This window comes from Caballeronia mineralivorans PML1(12) (genome assembly GCF_001028175.1).
GTDB classification, from domain to species: domain Bacteria; phylum Pseudomonadota; class Gammaproteobacteria; order Burkholderiales; family Burkholderiaceae; genus Caballeronia; species Caballeronia mineralivorans.
Map to the genome: position 1 here is coordinate 20691 of NZ_AEJF01000131.1, position 15466 is coordinate 36156.

Here is a 15466-nt window from a genome sequence, read left to right on the forward strand (position 1 = left end):
GTGCGCCGATTCGCTACACTTGAGCGCATCGAGTGCACTGGGAGGGGTCTCATTCATGGCAACCCGGAAGACGGCGGGCAAGGCTGGACAGATCAGGATCGGCATCGGCGGCTGGACCTTCGAGCCGTGGCGCCGCACGTTTTATCCGAAAGGTCTCGTGCAAAAGCGCGAACTCGAATACGCAAGCCGAAAGCTCACAACGATCGAGATCAACGGCACATTCTACGGCTCGCAGAAGCCCGCCACGTTCGCGAAGTGGCACGACGAAACGCCGGATGATTTCGTCTTCTCGCTAAAGGCGCCGCGTTTCTCCACGCATCGACGAGTGCTCGCTGAGGCCGGCGAATCTGTCGAGCGCTTCCTTGCCAGCGGCGTGCTCGAGTTGAAGAACAAGCTCGGCCCGATCAATTGGCAATTCCCCCCGACCAAACAATTCGATGCGGACGACTTCGAAGGTTTCCTGGACCTGCTGCCCAAGCGCGTAGATGGTCGTGAAATACGTCATGCGGTCGAAGTGCGGCACGAGAGTTTCCGCGACGAGGCTTTCGTTGCCCTCGCGCGCAAGCATGGTGTCGCTATTGTCATGGCGGGGGACTCGAAGTATCCGCAGATTGCCGACGTGACGGCGAAGTTCGTCTATGCGCGGATCATGGGTACGACCGAAACGTTTCCGCATGGCTACGACGACAACACGCTCGACCTGTGGACTGAGCGGGCGCATAACTGGGCGTCGGGCGGCACGCCGAAGGGACTTGAAACGCTAGGCAAGCCAGCAGCAGCAGATACCCCTCGCGACGTTTATCTGTACGTGATCAGCGGCTTCAAGGCGCACAACCCGGCGGCGGGCATCGCCATGATCGAGAGGCTGGCAGGCAGCAACGCATAGCGTTTCATAGCGCCATTTGCTTCGCGGGACCTACTTCTTACTGGTTGTGGCGCCAAGCGTTGTCAGCGCATCCATCAACCAGTTTCCCGCGACGCCTAATGTCGCTCCCTTCAGGCAAACAGCATCGACAGCAACAAACCGTGGCCATCCGCGCGCCGATACTTCCTTTAACTGCTTAGCCCCGAACCGATCGGCAATCCAGCGAGGCAGCTCGGCCCATCCAAAGCCCAACTCCGCCATTTCCAGCAGGAGCAGATAGCTGTCGGCCGACCAGACGCGCACGCTTCTCTCATACTCGCCTGCCTTCACTCCCGTGCTGATTCGCAATTCACGGTGTCTTAAGAGATTTTCCATCGTCAGATCTGGAACACCGCTCAAAGGATGTCCTGTCGCGACGAAAAGTGCGAGTTCCGACGACTCCGCCAGCCTGATTGCACGGACATCGGGAGGATAGCTGGGCTGAGACGCGACCACGCCCAGTTGCGCCCGGCGTTCCTGCACCAGCGAGACAACGTCGCCGTCCTCCTTGACCAGACACTCGAGCTCGACCGTGGGAAACCGCTTCTCGAATGCAACGAGCAGTTTCTCGTAATGAGGCGGCTGGTAGGTGTTGGATATCGCCAGGCTCAGACTCGGTTCCAACCCGGCACTTAGCCGTGCCGCCGCCTGCGTCAAACGATCATGCGCCTCGAGAATCTCGCGAGCGTTGGCGAGCAGGGCCTCGCCATGTGCGGTGAGACGGGGCTTGCGAGTCGTTCGATCAAAGAGCGTGACACCGACATCAATTTCCAGATCCGCAATGATGGTGCTGACGGTCGATTGACTACGCCCCAGCTTTCTAGCGGCGGCTGAAAAAGAGCCCGCAGCGGCGGCCTCGGAAAACACGATCAACGCGTCGATAGAAGCAGCCATGACCTATCTGATTTCCCGATAGTAAGCAATTTGGAATATTAAGCGTCGTCCTCGAAAATGACAACCGTCAATCAACAAGTGAGGTCGAGATGGCCATGCCACGCAGCTTATACGAACGAGTTTTTCAGGTGCTTCTCTTTGAAGGACTTGCCATATCAATCTTCGCCCCCGTCCTGTCATGGATAGTCGACAAACCATTGGGCCACGCCACCGCCCTCACCTTTGCGATTTCTATCATCGCCATGCTGTGGGGTCTCGTATTTAACTCTTTCTTCGGCATCCTTATTTCCCATGCGTCAAGCAGGGTTCAGAAATGGAAGCGGGTCGTTCACGCCCTCGGCTTCGAAACGGGTCTGGTCCTGATTGCCGTACCGTTGACCGCATGGTGGCTGGAGATGACTTTAGTTCAGGCGCTGTTAATGGATCTCGGGCTGTTGCTCGTTTTCCTTCCCTATACGTTCTGTTTTTACTGGGCTTACGACATGCTAAGACAACGTCTGGTTAAAGTGCCACTTAGGCTGCGGTCCTTGCCTGCTCACCGCCAGTCGCAATACGCTCCTGCAAGCCCGGTGAAAGGCGCTGAGCGGCCGCTATGAAATGCTCAAGTTAGCGTCTAAAGAACCCTTAGCCGAAGCGCCCCGCAAAGCGAGGGCGCTTAAATTTCGTTGCAACTGCGGTCCAACTTGTTAAAGTCGCGGAGTTCCATTGCCACGAACCCCATTCGACCGCGATGAATTTCCGAACCCGGCATTATGCGGCGGCCTTCTGCCGCCACACTTGCAAACATGCGCTGTTCTGCGCGCTGCCATTCCTTGCCGCCACAGGCACGGTCCGTGCGCAAGGCTCGGTCACGCTATACGGCACGCTCGACACCAGTATCGAAGTGACCAATCCCGGCAATGGCTGGACGGCGCGCATGGATTCTGGCGCATATCGCGGTTCGCGGTTCGGCCTGCGCGGGAGCGAGCCCATAGGCGACGGAACAAGCGTGATCTTCGACCTGGAGAACGGCTTTGGCTCCAACAACGGCACCCTGGACACGGCGGGAACACTGTTCAACCGGCAGGCGTGGATCGGCCTCGATGCACCGTGGGGCGAGACGCGCTTCGGGCGGCAATATTCGCCGCTCTATATCCCGTTCAAGGGTGGACTCGATGCCTTCGGCGCGGGCACGATCGGATCGGGACTGAATAACCTGTCGAAGATCACGCCCTATACGGATAACGCGCTGACCTGGATCTCCCCAACCATAGCGGGCTTCGATGTCACCGGCATGGCCGCATTGCGCGACCCGGGCGACGGCAACGGCCTCAGCGGATATTACGTGACGGCCAACTACACGCTCGATGCTTTGCAGTTGTCTTATGCACGGCAACAAACACACGGCGATACCGGCCTGCGCGCGAATTTCGCGGGGGCGTCCTACCTGTTCGGTCCCGTGCGTGCGTACGTCGCGTTCTTCAACGGCGATGGCGGCAGTCCGCGCTATCACGACGACGGCATATCACTCTCTGCCTCCTGGGCCGTCTCGCGCCAGGCTCGCGCGTCGCTGGGCTACGCGCACGCGCGCGATCGCAGCGGCCAGGGCAACAACGCCGACCAGTTCAGCGTCGCGTTCGAATACACGCTGTCGCGTTCGCTACTGCTGTATTTCACTGCCGCCGATCTGGAGAATCGCGGAAACGCAGCGTTCACGCTGCGCGGCGTCAATGTGACAGGATTACCCGTGGCCTACCCGGGTGCGCCAGTGCGTGGCGTGCAGATCGGAATGATCGAACGATTTTGAACTGAAAATGCGCGTCAAACACGGTCTCGTCATCGCGGTTCTGGCTTTTTACGGCGCGGCGCAAGCGCGTGCCGATGCTGGATTTTATGTCGATCCCGAGTCGGGTCCCGCACTATGGGCACGCGCTCATCCAGATGACCCGCGTGCAGCACGCATCACGGAATCGATTGCCAATGTGCCGATGGCGCGCTGGTTCGGCAACTGGAGCGGCGACGTTCGCACAGCCGTGAGCCGTTTCGCCGGCAAGGCGAATGCCGCGCATCGGAAACCCATTCTGGTTGCCTACAACATCCCCAATCGCGACTGCGGAGGGGCGTCGGCGGGAGGGGTTGCCGATGCCTCGGCCTATCGCGTGTGGATAGACTCGTTCTCACGCGGCGTGGGCAATCGACGGGCGCTGGTTATTGTCGAACCGGATTCGACAGCGCAACTGGACTGCTTTAAGACCGCTGACGAGCGCGACGAGCGGCTCGATCTGCTGCGTTATGCGGTCTCGCGCTTTCGCCTCAATGCGCCGGCCGCGGACGTGTATCTCGACGCCGGAAACGCATACTGGATTTCCGCGGCCGTCATGGCCACGCGGCTGAACGCTGCCGGCTTGAGCGACGCGAAAGGATTTGCCTTGAACGTGTCCAATTTCTATACGACCGAAGAATCGATGGCTTATGCGAACTCGGTGAACGCCGCTTTAGCGCAGCAGTTCGGCTACACCAAGCCGTTTGCCGTCGATACAAGTCGTAACGGGAATGGGTCGGATGGCCAGTGGTGCAATCCGCCTGGCAGGAAGATCGGCGCACGCACAGATGCCGTGTCGGACACGATGCTGCCGGTGTGGATCAAGGTCCCGGGAGATTCCGACGGCGCATGCGGGTCCGCTCCGACAACCCCCGCCGGGGCGTTCAGTCCGGAGCTGGCGGTCCGTCTTATCGATGGCGACTGAGCCGGCGCCACTTCCCGTTCCGCGAGGGGACTCCGGCTCTATCGCCGCGCACCAAGTCACCCATGAAACGCGCCGCCCGACCGTACTGCTGCTACAGGCTCCGCGTCCGGATTGACTACCGCGATAATCTGCGCGCGCAATCCGTTTGACGCCGTGGACGAATCCAAAGCCTGAACGCGTGCTATCGATGTCGCACCCTGCTGATCGAGGAACACCCCATCGTCGGCCAGCGTCGTGCGTTGGATCCGATGTTCGCGATAAGGCCGGTCCTGCATCAACTCGAGCGTCAACTTCTCTGGAAAGAAAATCTGACCGATATGCGAGACGTGCTCGCCTTTAAGCGATCCATCGCCGGCGCTTCCGGCAACTCGCACCTTGAAGTGAATGTGATTGGTCCGCCCCGGATAGAAGCCGGGAAAGATCGTCTGGAAAACGACGTTTCCGTGTGTATCCGAGCGCTGCACGCCTCGTAAAAAAGTCAGTCGATCCGTGGGTTTGCTTGGCGGTGGCGGCGGCCGTCCATGCAGGTCCCCGGCTCCGGGCGGCGGTCCAAACGCGCCGGTGGGCATTGGCCCCGGCGGTAACGCGCTCTGCGTGGTCTTAGTAAATCCGGAGTAGACGCCAAGTGCATCGCAATGCCAGATATCGACGATGGCATTGGCAAGCGGCAAACAACGGCGCGCATCGACGAGCGCTATGTTGAGGAAGAGCGGAACACCCGCCCGTCCCTCGGTAATGTCGGACCTGAGCAGTTCGTCTTCAATGTAGTATGGACCGACCTCCTGCTCTGCACTTAGCAGGCATAAGCCGCTGCTGTGCGTGCTTTCGGCCGCTTGTGCGCTAGCCGGAAATCTCAGTGCGGCCCCCAGAGCAAGGCTGGTAGAAAGAAAACGGCGACGCGCAATACGGGTCTTGCTAACCATCTGATTCACTTTTTATTGGCAGGAATAGCGCCCCGGCGGTTACAGTCCAGGCGCTCCGTCCGCACTATAAGACGCCACGGATTTTCATTGGTTACCCTTCTTTTACGGGGCCTTAGGGGTCTCAAGCTGGCAAGCGCCCATGCCTCAACGTGCTGAAAGAATCGCTAAGATGCCGTAACACGGCCCGGGCGCGCATCGTTTATAGTCGCTTCGATTACAGCTTACAAAAGCTTGTCCAGGCTCAAGCCATGTCCAACAGCGAAACCCGAATCCTTCTAGTCGACGACGACGCCGCGCTACGCGATCTGCTGCAGGCTTTTTTCGACGAACGCGGCCTCGCGGTCACGTTCCGGCAGGACGCGCACGAACTGAATCAGGTGGTGATGCGCGAGCGGCCGTCGATCATCGTGCTCGACCTGATGATGCCGGGCATCGACGGCCTGACCGCGCTCTCGAGGCTGCGCGCGGACGGCGACAATACGCCGGTCATCATGCTCACGGCGCGTGCGGACGACATCGACCGTGTTATCGGCCTGGAAATGGGCGCCGACGACTACCTCGGCAAGCCCTTCATGCCACGCGAGCTGCTTGCGCGCATCCACGCCGTGCTGCGCCGGCAGGGAGCGGGCAGATCGCCAAGCCCGACCACTCACCGCTCCGAACCGGTGCGTTTCGGGCGCTTCGAACTCGACAACGACAGCCGCACGCTCACGCGTGACGGCGAGCCGCAGCGCCTCACCAACAGCGAGCTGCGCCTCCTCAACGTGCTCGTCCGCCACCCGATGGAAACACTGTCGCGAGCGCGGCTGCTCACGCTCTGGTACGGCACGCATGCGGACGTCACGGAGCGCGGCCTCGACGTGCCGATCTGGCGCCTGCGCCAACTGATTGAAGAGGATCCTTCGCAGCCGCGCATCATCCAGACCATGCGCGGTATCGGCTATATGTTCGTGCCGCCCCGAGCCCCCGGCGACGCCCCTGATGCCTAGGTTCCTGCGTCCCCTCAACAGCATCTTCGGCCGGCTCGCGCTGCTGTCGGTGGGCCTGCTCGTCATGATGCAACTGACGTGGCTCGTGATCGTCGATCGCGAACGCGCCGTTGTAGAAGCGGATCACGTCAGCCGGCTGGTACGCCTGGTTCTGGATCCGGCGGCAAGCGCCGCCGACGGTTCGAGCGAGCGTCTCGCCGCCGCGCTCGGCCTGCGTTATGTCGATGCCGGGCCGCAATCAACACCGCCCGGCTGTCCGCCGCCGTGCGCCGATACCCACGGGCCATTCGAGACCGCCCTGCGCGCGGACCTGCCGCCGCAAAGCCGCGCGGTATTCGACCACACCGAGACGCTCATGTGGATACGCTACGGGCCGTCGTCGCGATGGCTCGTGATTCCTGCAGCTGTGCCCCCCATCAGCCGCCTGCTGAGCGCCAGTGCGCTCATGCTGTTCCTCGCGATTGCCATCGCGCTGCTCGGCGCGTGGCAGATCCAGAAGCCCGTGCTGAGACTCGCTCGGGCGGCGCGCGAATTCCGTCTGGGCCATCGTCCGCCGATGGTCCTCGCCAACGGTCCGTCCGAGGTAAAAGGGCTGATTGGTGACTTCAACGAAATGGCTCGCGAACTGAGCGACGCCGAACAGGAACGCGCGGTCATGCTGGCGGGTGTAGCGCATGATTTGCGCGCGCCGATCACGCGTATCCAGGTCCGCGCGAACCTTGTTCCGAGCGCCACCGTGCGCGACGGCTTTTTCCACGACACCGAATCGCTGGCGCAGATCGTCACGCAATTTCTCGACTTTGCCCGCGATACCGAAGCGGACACGCATGCGCCGTGGATTTCTGTCGATGCATTCTGCCGTGCGCACTACGCGGAAGCGGAAGCCGACGTCGACGGACGCGATGTGCTCGCCCGCGAGCCGCTCTTCGAACTCGACCTGCAGGCGGGCGACGACTTCCGTCTGCCGGCCGTAGAACTGGACCGGATGCTCTCGAACCTCGTAGAAAACGCCTTCACCTACGGCGCGCCACCGCTTTGCATCGCGACGTCGCGCGGCAACGGGCGTGACCGGCTGAGCGTGCGCGATCACGGTAAGGGCATGCCCGAAGCCCATTTCGCGCGGGCGCTCAGGCCCTTCGTGCGACTCGATCCAGCCCGCGGTGGCGACGCGCATTGCGGCCTCGGCCTGACCATCGTGCGGCGCCTTACGCGCCGTTACGGCGGCGACCTGTCGATGCACAATGCCGACGGCGGCGGCCTCGCCGTCGTGCTCGATTTCCCCTCGCGCACTCCCGCCTGATGACGCCGCTGCGACCTCCCGCGGCAACGTTACACCTCGTAATCAGTCACTAAGCCAGCGTAAGACGCTGCTCGTTAAGCTAGGGTTATCCCTTGCCGCTGGCATGGCGTTGCGCGGTTTTCTCCGGGCCTCGATGGCCTGGTCAAGCGCCTCTTGAGGCGACCCTCCTTCGCTTTCCCTCGCGTTTTTCGAAAGACCTGCGCATCGATGCTTGCCCGGCGGCCCTTTGTCGAACCTTGATCGAAGGATGCTCACCGCATGACCAGAATCCGTAAGGTATCCGTAGTGACTTCACGATCGCCGCGTGCGCTCATAGCCGTTGCCGCTGCCGCGTTTTCGCTCGCCGCGTGTGGCGACGGCGGCGCGCAGCGCCCTCCACAGGGCGTTCCCGAAGTGGGCGTCGAGACCATCGCCCCACATCCGATCATGGCGAGTACTGAACTGTCCGGCCGCCTTTCCGCCATCCGCGTGGCCGATGTCAGGCCGCAGGTGCAAGGCATCGTCATGAAGCGGCTCTTCACCGAAGGCTCGATGGTCGCGGCGGGCGCGGTGCTCTACCAGATCGACCCGTCCAGCTACCAGGCAAGTTATGACCAGGCCGTCGGGACGCTCGTGAAAGCGCAAGCCACGGCCGATGCCGCGCAAACGAAGGCGACGCGTTATACGGATTTATCGAAGATAGATGGCGTGAGCAAGCAGGACTACGACGACGCGATTTCGTCGCTGCAGGAAGCGAAGGCCGACGTGGTCGCCGATCGCGCGGCATTAAAGACAGCCGCGATCAACCTGGGTTACACGAAGGTCATCTCACCGATAGCCGGGCGTATCGGCAAGTCGAGTGTGACCGAAGGCGCGCTCGTCACGGCCGTGCAGACCACGGCGCTAGCCACCGTGCAGGCGACCAGTGAGATGTATCTCGATGTCACCCGTTCATCGGTGGACTGGCTGCGGTTGCAAAAGGAGTTCGCGAGCGGCCAGTTGCAGCAGGCCGGCAACGACGGCGCTGTCGTGCATCTCGTGATGGAAGACGGCAGTGAATATCCGCATGCCGGCAAGCTGCTGTTCTCGGATATTACCGTCGACGCCACCACCGGTTCGGTCACGCTACGCAGCGTGTTTCCGAATCCGGAGGGCGCGTTGCTGCCGGGCATGTTCGTGCGCGCGCGGCTCGACGAAGGCGTGAACCAGCAGGCGATCACGGTGCCGCAACTGGCGGTATCGCGTGCGTCCGACGGCTCGGCCAGCGTGCTCACAGTCGGCGCCGACAGCAAGGTCGTACAAACGCCCGTGGCCGCCAACACGGCGAACGGTGCGGACTGGGTCATCACGAGCGGCCTTAAGGCCGGCGACCGGGTGATCGTGTCGGGTTCGCAGAAAGTGCGAACGGGTGCGCTCGTCAAGGCAGTCGAAAGCCCCTCTCCTTCCGATACCCCGGCTACAGCGGCCACGGCCGCGTCGGCCATCCGCAGCTAAAGCGAGAACCTCATGGCAGGCTTTTTCATCAACCGACCGATTCTCGCGTGGGTCATCGCCATCGTCATCATGATGGTCGGTGCAGCTTCCATCCGGACGTTACCCGTCGAGCAGTATCCGAGCGTTGCACCGGTCTCCGTGCAAATCACGGCGACCTATCCAGGCGCTTCCGCCGAAACCGTGGCGACCACGGTCACGCAGGTGATCGAACAGAAACTGAGCGGCATCGACAACCTGCTGTACATGTCGTCTACCAGCAGCAACGCGGGAACGGCGACCATCACGCTGACCTTCCAGCAGGGCACCAACGCCGACATCGCGCAGGTGCAAGTGCAGAACAAGGTGCAGCAGGCAACCTCCTCGTTGCCGCAAACGGTGCAGAACCAGGGCGTGCAGGTGGCGAAGGCGGCCAACGCGTTCCTGATGATCGTCTCGCTCTCATCCTCCGACGGCAGCATGAATTCCATCGATCTCGGCAACGTCATCGCCACGCAGATCGAGGACCCGCTGACCCAGATCGACGGTGTGGGTGACGTGACGCTGTTCGGCGCACAGCACGCCATGCGCGTGTGGCTCGACCCGGTCAAGCTGCAGTCGGTGGGCCTGACGGCAAGCGATGTCACCACGGCGATCACCAACCAGAACGTGCAACTGTCGGTCGGCCAGATCGGCGGTTCACCGTCGACGAAGGTGCAGGCGATCAACGCCACCATCTCCGCGTCGAGCCTGCTCACCACGCCCGCGCAGTTCGGCTCGATCCTGCTGCGTGTGAACACGGACGGCTCGAAGGTCCTGCTAAGCGACGTCGCCCGCGTGGAAGTGGGCGGCGACGACTACAGCACGGATTCGCGGCTGAACGGCAAGCCCGCGGCGTCGCTTGCGGTCAAGCTCGCGAGCGGTGCGAACGCAATGAGCGTCGCGAAGGCCGTGCGCGCGAAGCTCGACCAACTGACTCCGCAGTTGCCGCAGAGCGTGGTGGTCGACTATCCCTACGACACCACGCCGTTCGTGCGCATCTCGATTGAAGAGGTGGTGAAGACGCTGATCGAAGCGGTGATGCTGGTGTTCGTCGTGATGTACGTGTTCCTGCAGAACCTGCGGGCGACGCTGATCCCGACCATCGTCGTGCCGGTTGCGCTGCTCGGTACGTTCGCGGTGATGTCGGTGGTCGGCTTCTCGATCAACGTGCTCTCCATGTTCGGGCTCGTGCTGGCCATCGGCCTGCTGGTGGACGACGCGATCGTGGTCGTGGAGAACGTCGAGCGCTTGATTGCGGAGGAGAAACTTTCGCCGCTGGAGGCGACCCGGAAAGCGATGAAGCAGATCACCGGGGCGCTTGTCGGCATCACGACCGTGCTGATCGCCGTGTTCATCCCGATGGCTTTCTTCTCCGGTTCCACCGGCGCGATCTACCGGCAGTTCTCGATCACCATCGTGGCGGCCATGCTGCTCTCCGTGTTCCTCGCGCTCACGCTCACCCCCGCGTTATGCGCGACGCTGCTCAAGCGTTCTGACGTGGAGCATCACGAGAAACGCGGCCTGCTCGGCTGGTTCAACCGCGTGCTTGCGCGCGGTACCGACCGCTACTCCGCGGGCGTATCGCGCGTGGTCGGCAAGCCGGTGCGTTACCTGGTGATCTACGCCTTGATCGCGGGTGTAGTCGTGCTGCTCTTCACAAAGTTGCCTTCGTCTTATCTGCCGGAGGAGGACCAGGGCATCATCATCACGTCGATCTCGACGCCGGTCGGCACGCCTTCCGCGAAGACACTCGAGACGGTGAAGCAGGTCGAAGCCTATTATCTCGGCCTGCCGCAGGTGGACAAGATCATCACGCTCACGGGCTTCAGCTTCAACGGCTCGGGCCAGAACAATGCCCTCGCGTTCGTCAAGCTCAAGGACTGGAGCACGCGCCGCGGCAAGGACGGACAGGCGTCGTCGATCATCCTGCATGCCAACATGCATTTCGCGACCGCCGCGCGCGACGCGCAGATATTCGCGCTCAATCCACCGGCCATCCAGGAACTCGGCACGCAGAGCGGGCTCGACTTCGAGCTGGAAGATCGCGCGGGCCAAGGCCACGACAAGCTGATGGCCGCGCGCCGCGAGTTGATGGCGCTGGCCGCGAACAACAGCATGCTCTCGGGCATGCGTCCCGGCGGTCTCGACGATACCCCGCAGTTCCACGTCGATATCGATCGCGAGAAGGCCAGTGCGCTCGGGCTTTCCGTCGCCGATGTGAACGACACGCTGCAGACCGCGTTCGGCTCCACCTACGTGAACAACTACGTCGATACGGGCCGCATCCAGAAGGTCTACGTGCAGGCCGACGCGCCCTACCGGATGATGCCTGCGGACATCGGGCGCTGGTATGTGAGGTCGAGTACGAGCACGAGTACATCTACGTCCAGTACGTCCAGTACGTCCAGCACATCGAGCAGCAGCACGACCACGAGCACCACCAGCTACGACGGCCAGATGGTGCCCTTCTCGACCTTCTCCTCCGGCAAGTGGAGCTTCGGCCCGCCGCAGATCGAGCGCTTCAACCGCACGCTCGCGATGGAAATCACCGCGCAGACCGGCGCGAACGCCAGCACGGGCCAGGCGATGGACGCTGTCGAAGCGCTTGTGAAGAAGCTGCCTGCGGGCTTTGGCATCGACTGGACGGGGCAGTCCTATCAGGAGCGCCTCGCGGGCTCGCAGGCGATCTATCTGTACGCGATTTCGGTGATCGTCGTGTTCCTGTGTCTCGCGGGCCTCTACGAAAGCTGGTCCATTCCTATAGCGGTGATCCTCGTCGTGCCGCTCGGCGTGCTGGGGGCGCTGCTCGGCGCGCAACTCCGCGGGCTTCCCGACGACATCTACTTCAAGGTCGGGCTGCTGGCGACCATCGGCCTCTCGACCAAGAACGCAATCCTGATCGTCGAATTCGCTAAAGACCTGCAAGCGCAAGGCCGCAGCCTGATCGACGCCACGCTCGAAGCCGCGCGCCTGCGCTTGCGGCCCATCCTGATGACCTCGCTCGCGTTCGTGTTCGGCGTGTTGCCGCTCGTCATCAGCACGGGTGCGGGATCGGCGAGCCGCCATGCCATCGGCACCGGCGTGATGGGCGGCATGATCGCCGCCACCGTCCTCGCGATCTTTTTCGTGCCGGTGTTCTTCGTTGTCGTGCGGCGTCTGTTCGGCGAGCACGGCCACACCACGCAAAACGAAGGTGAGCAATGATGAGACTCAAACTGGGCGCATGCCTGCTGTTACTGGCGCTTGCAACGATCGCGACGCTCGCCGGCTGCACGCTCGACCCGCATTACGAGCGGCCCGCCGCACCGGTGGCCGCAACCTATCCGCAAGGCGACGGTTACGAGAGCACGACGGCCGCGCAAAAGCCTGCGGCAGATACATCGCAAACACTCGCCGTCGATACCCAATGGCGCACCTTCTTTCGCGATCCACGCCTGCAGCGGCTGATCCAGATCGCCCTCGACAACAATCGCGATCTGCGCGTAGCTGCGTTGAACGTGGCCGAATACGAGGCGCAATATCGCATCGCGCGTGCGGCACTTGCGCCGTCGATATCCGCGAGCGGCAGCGTGACGCGCGAACGCACGTTAGGCGCAACGAGCGTATCGAACGATGTCAACATCGGTACGACGTCATGGGAAGTCGACTTCTTCGGGCGTCTGCGCAGCCTCAAGCGGCAAGCGCTGGAAAACTACCTCTCGACCGAGGCATCGCGTCAAAGCACGCAGATCAGCCTCATCGCAACGGTGGCGACCGACTACCTGACCTTGCTCTCGGATGAGCGCTTGCTGAAGATCACGCAGGACACGGTTGCCGCCGACCAGGCCACTTACGACGTCACGAAGCGCATACAGGAACTGGGCAATTCGTCGCTGCTCGATGTGAGGCAGGCGCAGAACACCCTAGCCAGTGCGCAGGCGAGCCTGGCGTCGTACAGGCGGGCTGTGGCTCAGGACCGCAACAACCTGGTCGCGGTGCTCGGCGCGCCGATCCCGGACGACCTGCCGCCCGCCCCCGCGTTCGACCAGGCCTCCAACACGTCGATGTTCGCCGATATCGGCGCAGGCCTGCCTTCGACCTTGCTCACGCGCCGCCCGGATATCCTGGAAGCCGAGCATGCCTTGAAGGCGGCCAACGCGAACGTTGGCGTGGCGCGTGCGGCGTTCTTCCCGAAGATCGAACTGACCACGACGGCGGGAACATCGAGTTCAACGCTGTCCGGTCTGTTCAAGGCAGGAACGGGCGCGTGGGCGTTCGCGCCGACCGTGTCCCTGCCGATCTTCGACTACGGCAGCAACAAGGCGTCGCTGGACGTTGCGAAGATCGAAAAGAACATCGAGATTGCCGACTATGAAAGCACGATCCAGACCGCGTTCAAGGAAGTATCGAATGCGTTGACGGCGCGTGCAACATACATCGATCAGGTCGTCGCGGATCGCGATTATGTGACTTCCGCGCAGAGCTATTACATGCTTGCACAGGCGCGGTATAAGGCCGGCACGGACAGCTTCCTCACGTTCCTCGATGCACAGCGCACGCTCTATACCGCCCAACAGCAGCTTGCGTCCGATACCCTGTCGCAGCAGTCGAATCTCGTTACCTTGTATAAGGTGCTGGGCGGCGGGGTGGATTGACAGCAGTGTGTATGTACGCAATGCCGTCATCCAGGCGCATTGCGTAATACTCAGGACTGGCCGGTGGTCTTGTCGATGGTGATCCCCAACTCGGCAGCCATCTGCTCCACCATCGCGCGGAGCTGGACCAGCTCCGCGTTGAGCCGCTTCTGCTCGGCCTTCAGTGTTTCGAACTCCGTGTACGACACGGAGTCGTCGAGAGCACCGCCCGCCGAACCTTCGCTCGCGCTCATACTCACTTCACCGCATAGCAAATGCGCCCAGCGACTTTCACGCTCGCCCGGCGTGCGGGGCAGTTTCACGACGCGGGCCGGCTCGTTGGCGGCGAGTTCAACGAGAAATGCTTCCACCGACGAGATATCGGCGAAACCATGCAGGCGCGCGGCGTTCAGGCGCAACTCCGCCGCTGTCTGCGGCCCGCGCAGGATCAATGTTGTGAGTAATGCAGCGGCCTGGCTGGGGATCCCTAACACGCGGTTCATGTTGTGCTCGAAGCGCGGCACGCGGCTGCTGCTGCCTTCAAACACCAGGCTCAGGCGTTTCAGGTCGTCGATGGTCGTGAGGACGTCGGCCTCGGTGACGTTCATCACCGGCGCGCGGGCGGTCTTCTGGTTGCAGCCCGAGGTCAGTGCGTTGACCGACAGCGGATACGCATCCGGGACCGTGTGCTGTTTTTCGACCAGCACCCCCAGCACGCGCGCCTCGAGAGGCGTCAGGGTGCGCAGGGCTGGGCGTGAGGGGGCATCGGGAGTGGAGTTCATGCTTGAGGTCGCTAGGTGCAGATACTTGAATTCGGACCTGGCGTGAGCCGGGCGGACGTCTATGGGCGATCAAAGAGCCCTATGATATCCGCCCTGCGTTATCCCGAGAATACGCGGTGAAGCAGCGGAGCACGTCGTGGCCCGCCACGCGCTACCGTGCAACATGCAACAGTGAGTGAAGGCGTTACTTCCGATCGATCGAATATCTGCCCGGGCCGGTCACGCATAACAGCAGCAGGCCGCCCATGATGCTGATGTTCTTGTAGAAGTTGATCATATTGGCGATATGCGCGTCGCCGGTCATCGTCCAGAAGTGGTGCCCAATGAGGGCCGTGCCCAGCGTATAGACCGCCAAGATGAGCGCGAGCGGCCGCGTGTAGAACCCGACCACGATCGCAATACCGACAAAAAACTCCATGACGACCGCGATGATGGCGGAGACCATGGGAAGCGGCGCGCCTTCCGAGGCCATGAAACCGACCGTGCCCGAGAAACTTGTCAGCTTGCTCCACCCGAAGATCAAAAACAGGATCATCAGCAGTATGCGTGCGACCAGAATCAGTTCGTCCTTACGGCGCTCGAAGAGGGTGTATCGCATGATGACTTTCCTTTGGGAAGAGGACGACCGTACACGGGAGGGCGACGCTTGATCGGCGCGCCTGTCGAACATTAGCACCGCTATGTTGTGGCCTGCAAACGACAGGATTTTTTACTGCACGAGAGACGCGCCGCCGGTCATGGCGAACCGGCGTTCTTTACGATGCGACATTGACAGGTTCGACACGGCAGCCCGAGCGTTAAGGTACCCATAAGGTTCCATTGCATATAGTGCTCCGCAACGTAC

Annotated in this window: 13 protein-coding genes; 9 read left to right on the forward strand and 4 right to left on the reverse strand. The window is 62.1% G+C overall.

Annotated elements, in window-relative coordinates; all coding sequences use genetic code 11:
* Positions 1-55 precede the first annotated feature (55 nt).
* The gene (locus EOS_RS21095; RefSeq protein ID WP_047848643.1) at positions 56-886 is read left to right on the forward strand and encodes a DUF72 domain-containing protein; all 831 of its coding nucleotides are present in this window, start codon (positions 56-58) and stop codon (positions 884-886) included.
* A 30-nt stretch (positions 887-916) separates the two neighbouring features.
* On the opposite strand, the gene EOS_RS21100 is transcribed toward EOS_RS21095, so the two are convergent.
* Complete coding sequence (locus tag EOS_RS21100) at positions 917-1798, reverse strand: LysR family transcriptional regulator (protein ID WP_047848644.1); 882 nt, start codon at positions 1796-1798, stop codon at positions 917-919.
* Between the two features lie 95 nt (positions 1799-1893).
* Between EOS_RS21100 and EOS_RS21105 the strand changes: the two genes are divergently transcribed.
* From EOS_RS21105 to EOS_RS21115, 3 genes are all read left to right on the forward strand, one after another.
* Positions 1894-2394: a PACE efflux transporter gene (locus EOS_RS21105; protein WP_063779098.1), complete on the forward strand. Its 501-nt coding sequence runs from the start codon at positions 1894-1896 to the stop codon at positions 2392-2394.
* Between the two features lie 134 nt (positions 2395-2528).
* Positions 2529-3584 carry a porin gene (locus tag EOS_RS21110; protein WP_053063996.1) on the forward strand — a complete coding sequence of 352 codons (1056 nt, stop codon included), beginning with the start codon at positions 2529-2531 and terminating at the stop codon, positions 3582-3584.
* Between the two features lie 7 nt (positions 3585-3591).
* On the forward strand, positions 3592-4524 hold the full coding sequence (locus tag EOS_RS21115) for a glycoside hydrolase family 6 protein (protein ID WP_053063997.1): 933 nt from the start codon (positions 3592-3594) through the stop codon (positions 4522-4524).
* Between the two features lie 56 nt (positions 4525-4580).
* Here the strand turns inward: EOS_RS21115 and EOS_RS21120 are convergent, their stop codons facing one another.
* Complete coding sequence (locus tag EOS_RS21120) at positions 4581-5447, reverse strand: intradiol ring-cleavage dioxygenase (RefSeq protein WP_053063998.1); 867 nt, start codon at positions 5445-5447, stop codon at positions 4581-4583.
* Positions 5448-5695: 248 nt separating this feature from the next.
* On the opposite strand from EOS_RS21120, the gene EOS_RS21125 reads away from it, so the two are divergent.
* The 5 genes from EOS_RS21125 to EOS_RS21145 all read left to right on the forward strand — a co-directional run bounded on the left by EOS_RS21125 (position 5696) and on the right by EOS_RS21145 (position 13861).
* Positions 5696-6436 (forward strand): response regulator, encoded by a 741-nt coding sequence (locus EOS_RS21125; RefSeq protein WP_047848645.1) that lies wholly within the window; start codon positions 5696-5698, stop codon positions 6434-6436.
* Positions 6429-7736, forward strand: a complete 1308-nt coding sequence (locus EOS_RS21130; protein WP_047848646.1) for an ATP-binding protein — start codon at positions 6429-6431, stop codon at positions 7734-7736. The genes EOS_RS21125 and EOS_RS21130 overlap by 8 nt, the downstream gene beginning before the upstream one ends.
* 258 nt (positions 7737-7994) lie before the next feature.
* Complete coding sequence (locus tag EOS_RS21135; RefSeq protein WP_047848647.1) at positions 7995-9209, forward strand: efflux RND transporter periplasmic adaptor subunit; 1215 nt, start codon at positions 7995-7997, stop codon at positions 9207-9209.
* A 12-nt stretch (positions 9210-9221) separates the two neighbouring features.
* On the forward strand, positions 9222-12431 hold the full coding sequence (locus EOS_RS21140; protein WP_047848648.1) for an efflux RND transporter permease subunit: 3210 nt from the start codon (positions 9222-9224) through the stop codon (positions 12429-12431).
* The gene (locus EOS_RS21145) at positions 12428-13861 is read left to right on the forward strand and encodes an efflux transporter outer membrane subunit (protein WP_047848649.1); all 1434 of its coding nucleotides are present in this window, start codon (positions 12428-12430) and stop codon (positions 13859-13861) included. The genes EOS_RS21140 and EOS_RS21145 overlap by 4 nt, the downstream gene beginning before the upstream one ends.
* Before the next feature lie 50 nt (positions 13862-13911).
* Here the strand turns inward: EOS_RS21145 and EOS_RS21150 are convergent, their stop codons facing one another.
* A complete protein-coding gene (locus EOS_RS21150) occupies positions 13912-14622 on the reverse strand; it encodes a YceH family protein (protein ID WP_047848650.1) in 711 nt (236 codons plus the stop codon).
* 184 nt (positions 14623-14806) lie between these two features.
* The gene (locus tag EOS_RS21155; protein ID WP_047848651.1) at positions 14807-15220 is read right to left on the reverse strand and encodes a DoxX family protein; all 414 of its coding nucleotides are present in this window, start codon (positions 15218-15220) and stop codon (positions 14807-14809) included.
* Positions 15221-15466: the final 246 nt, after the last annotated feature.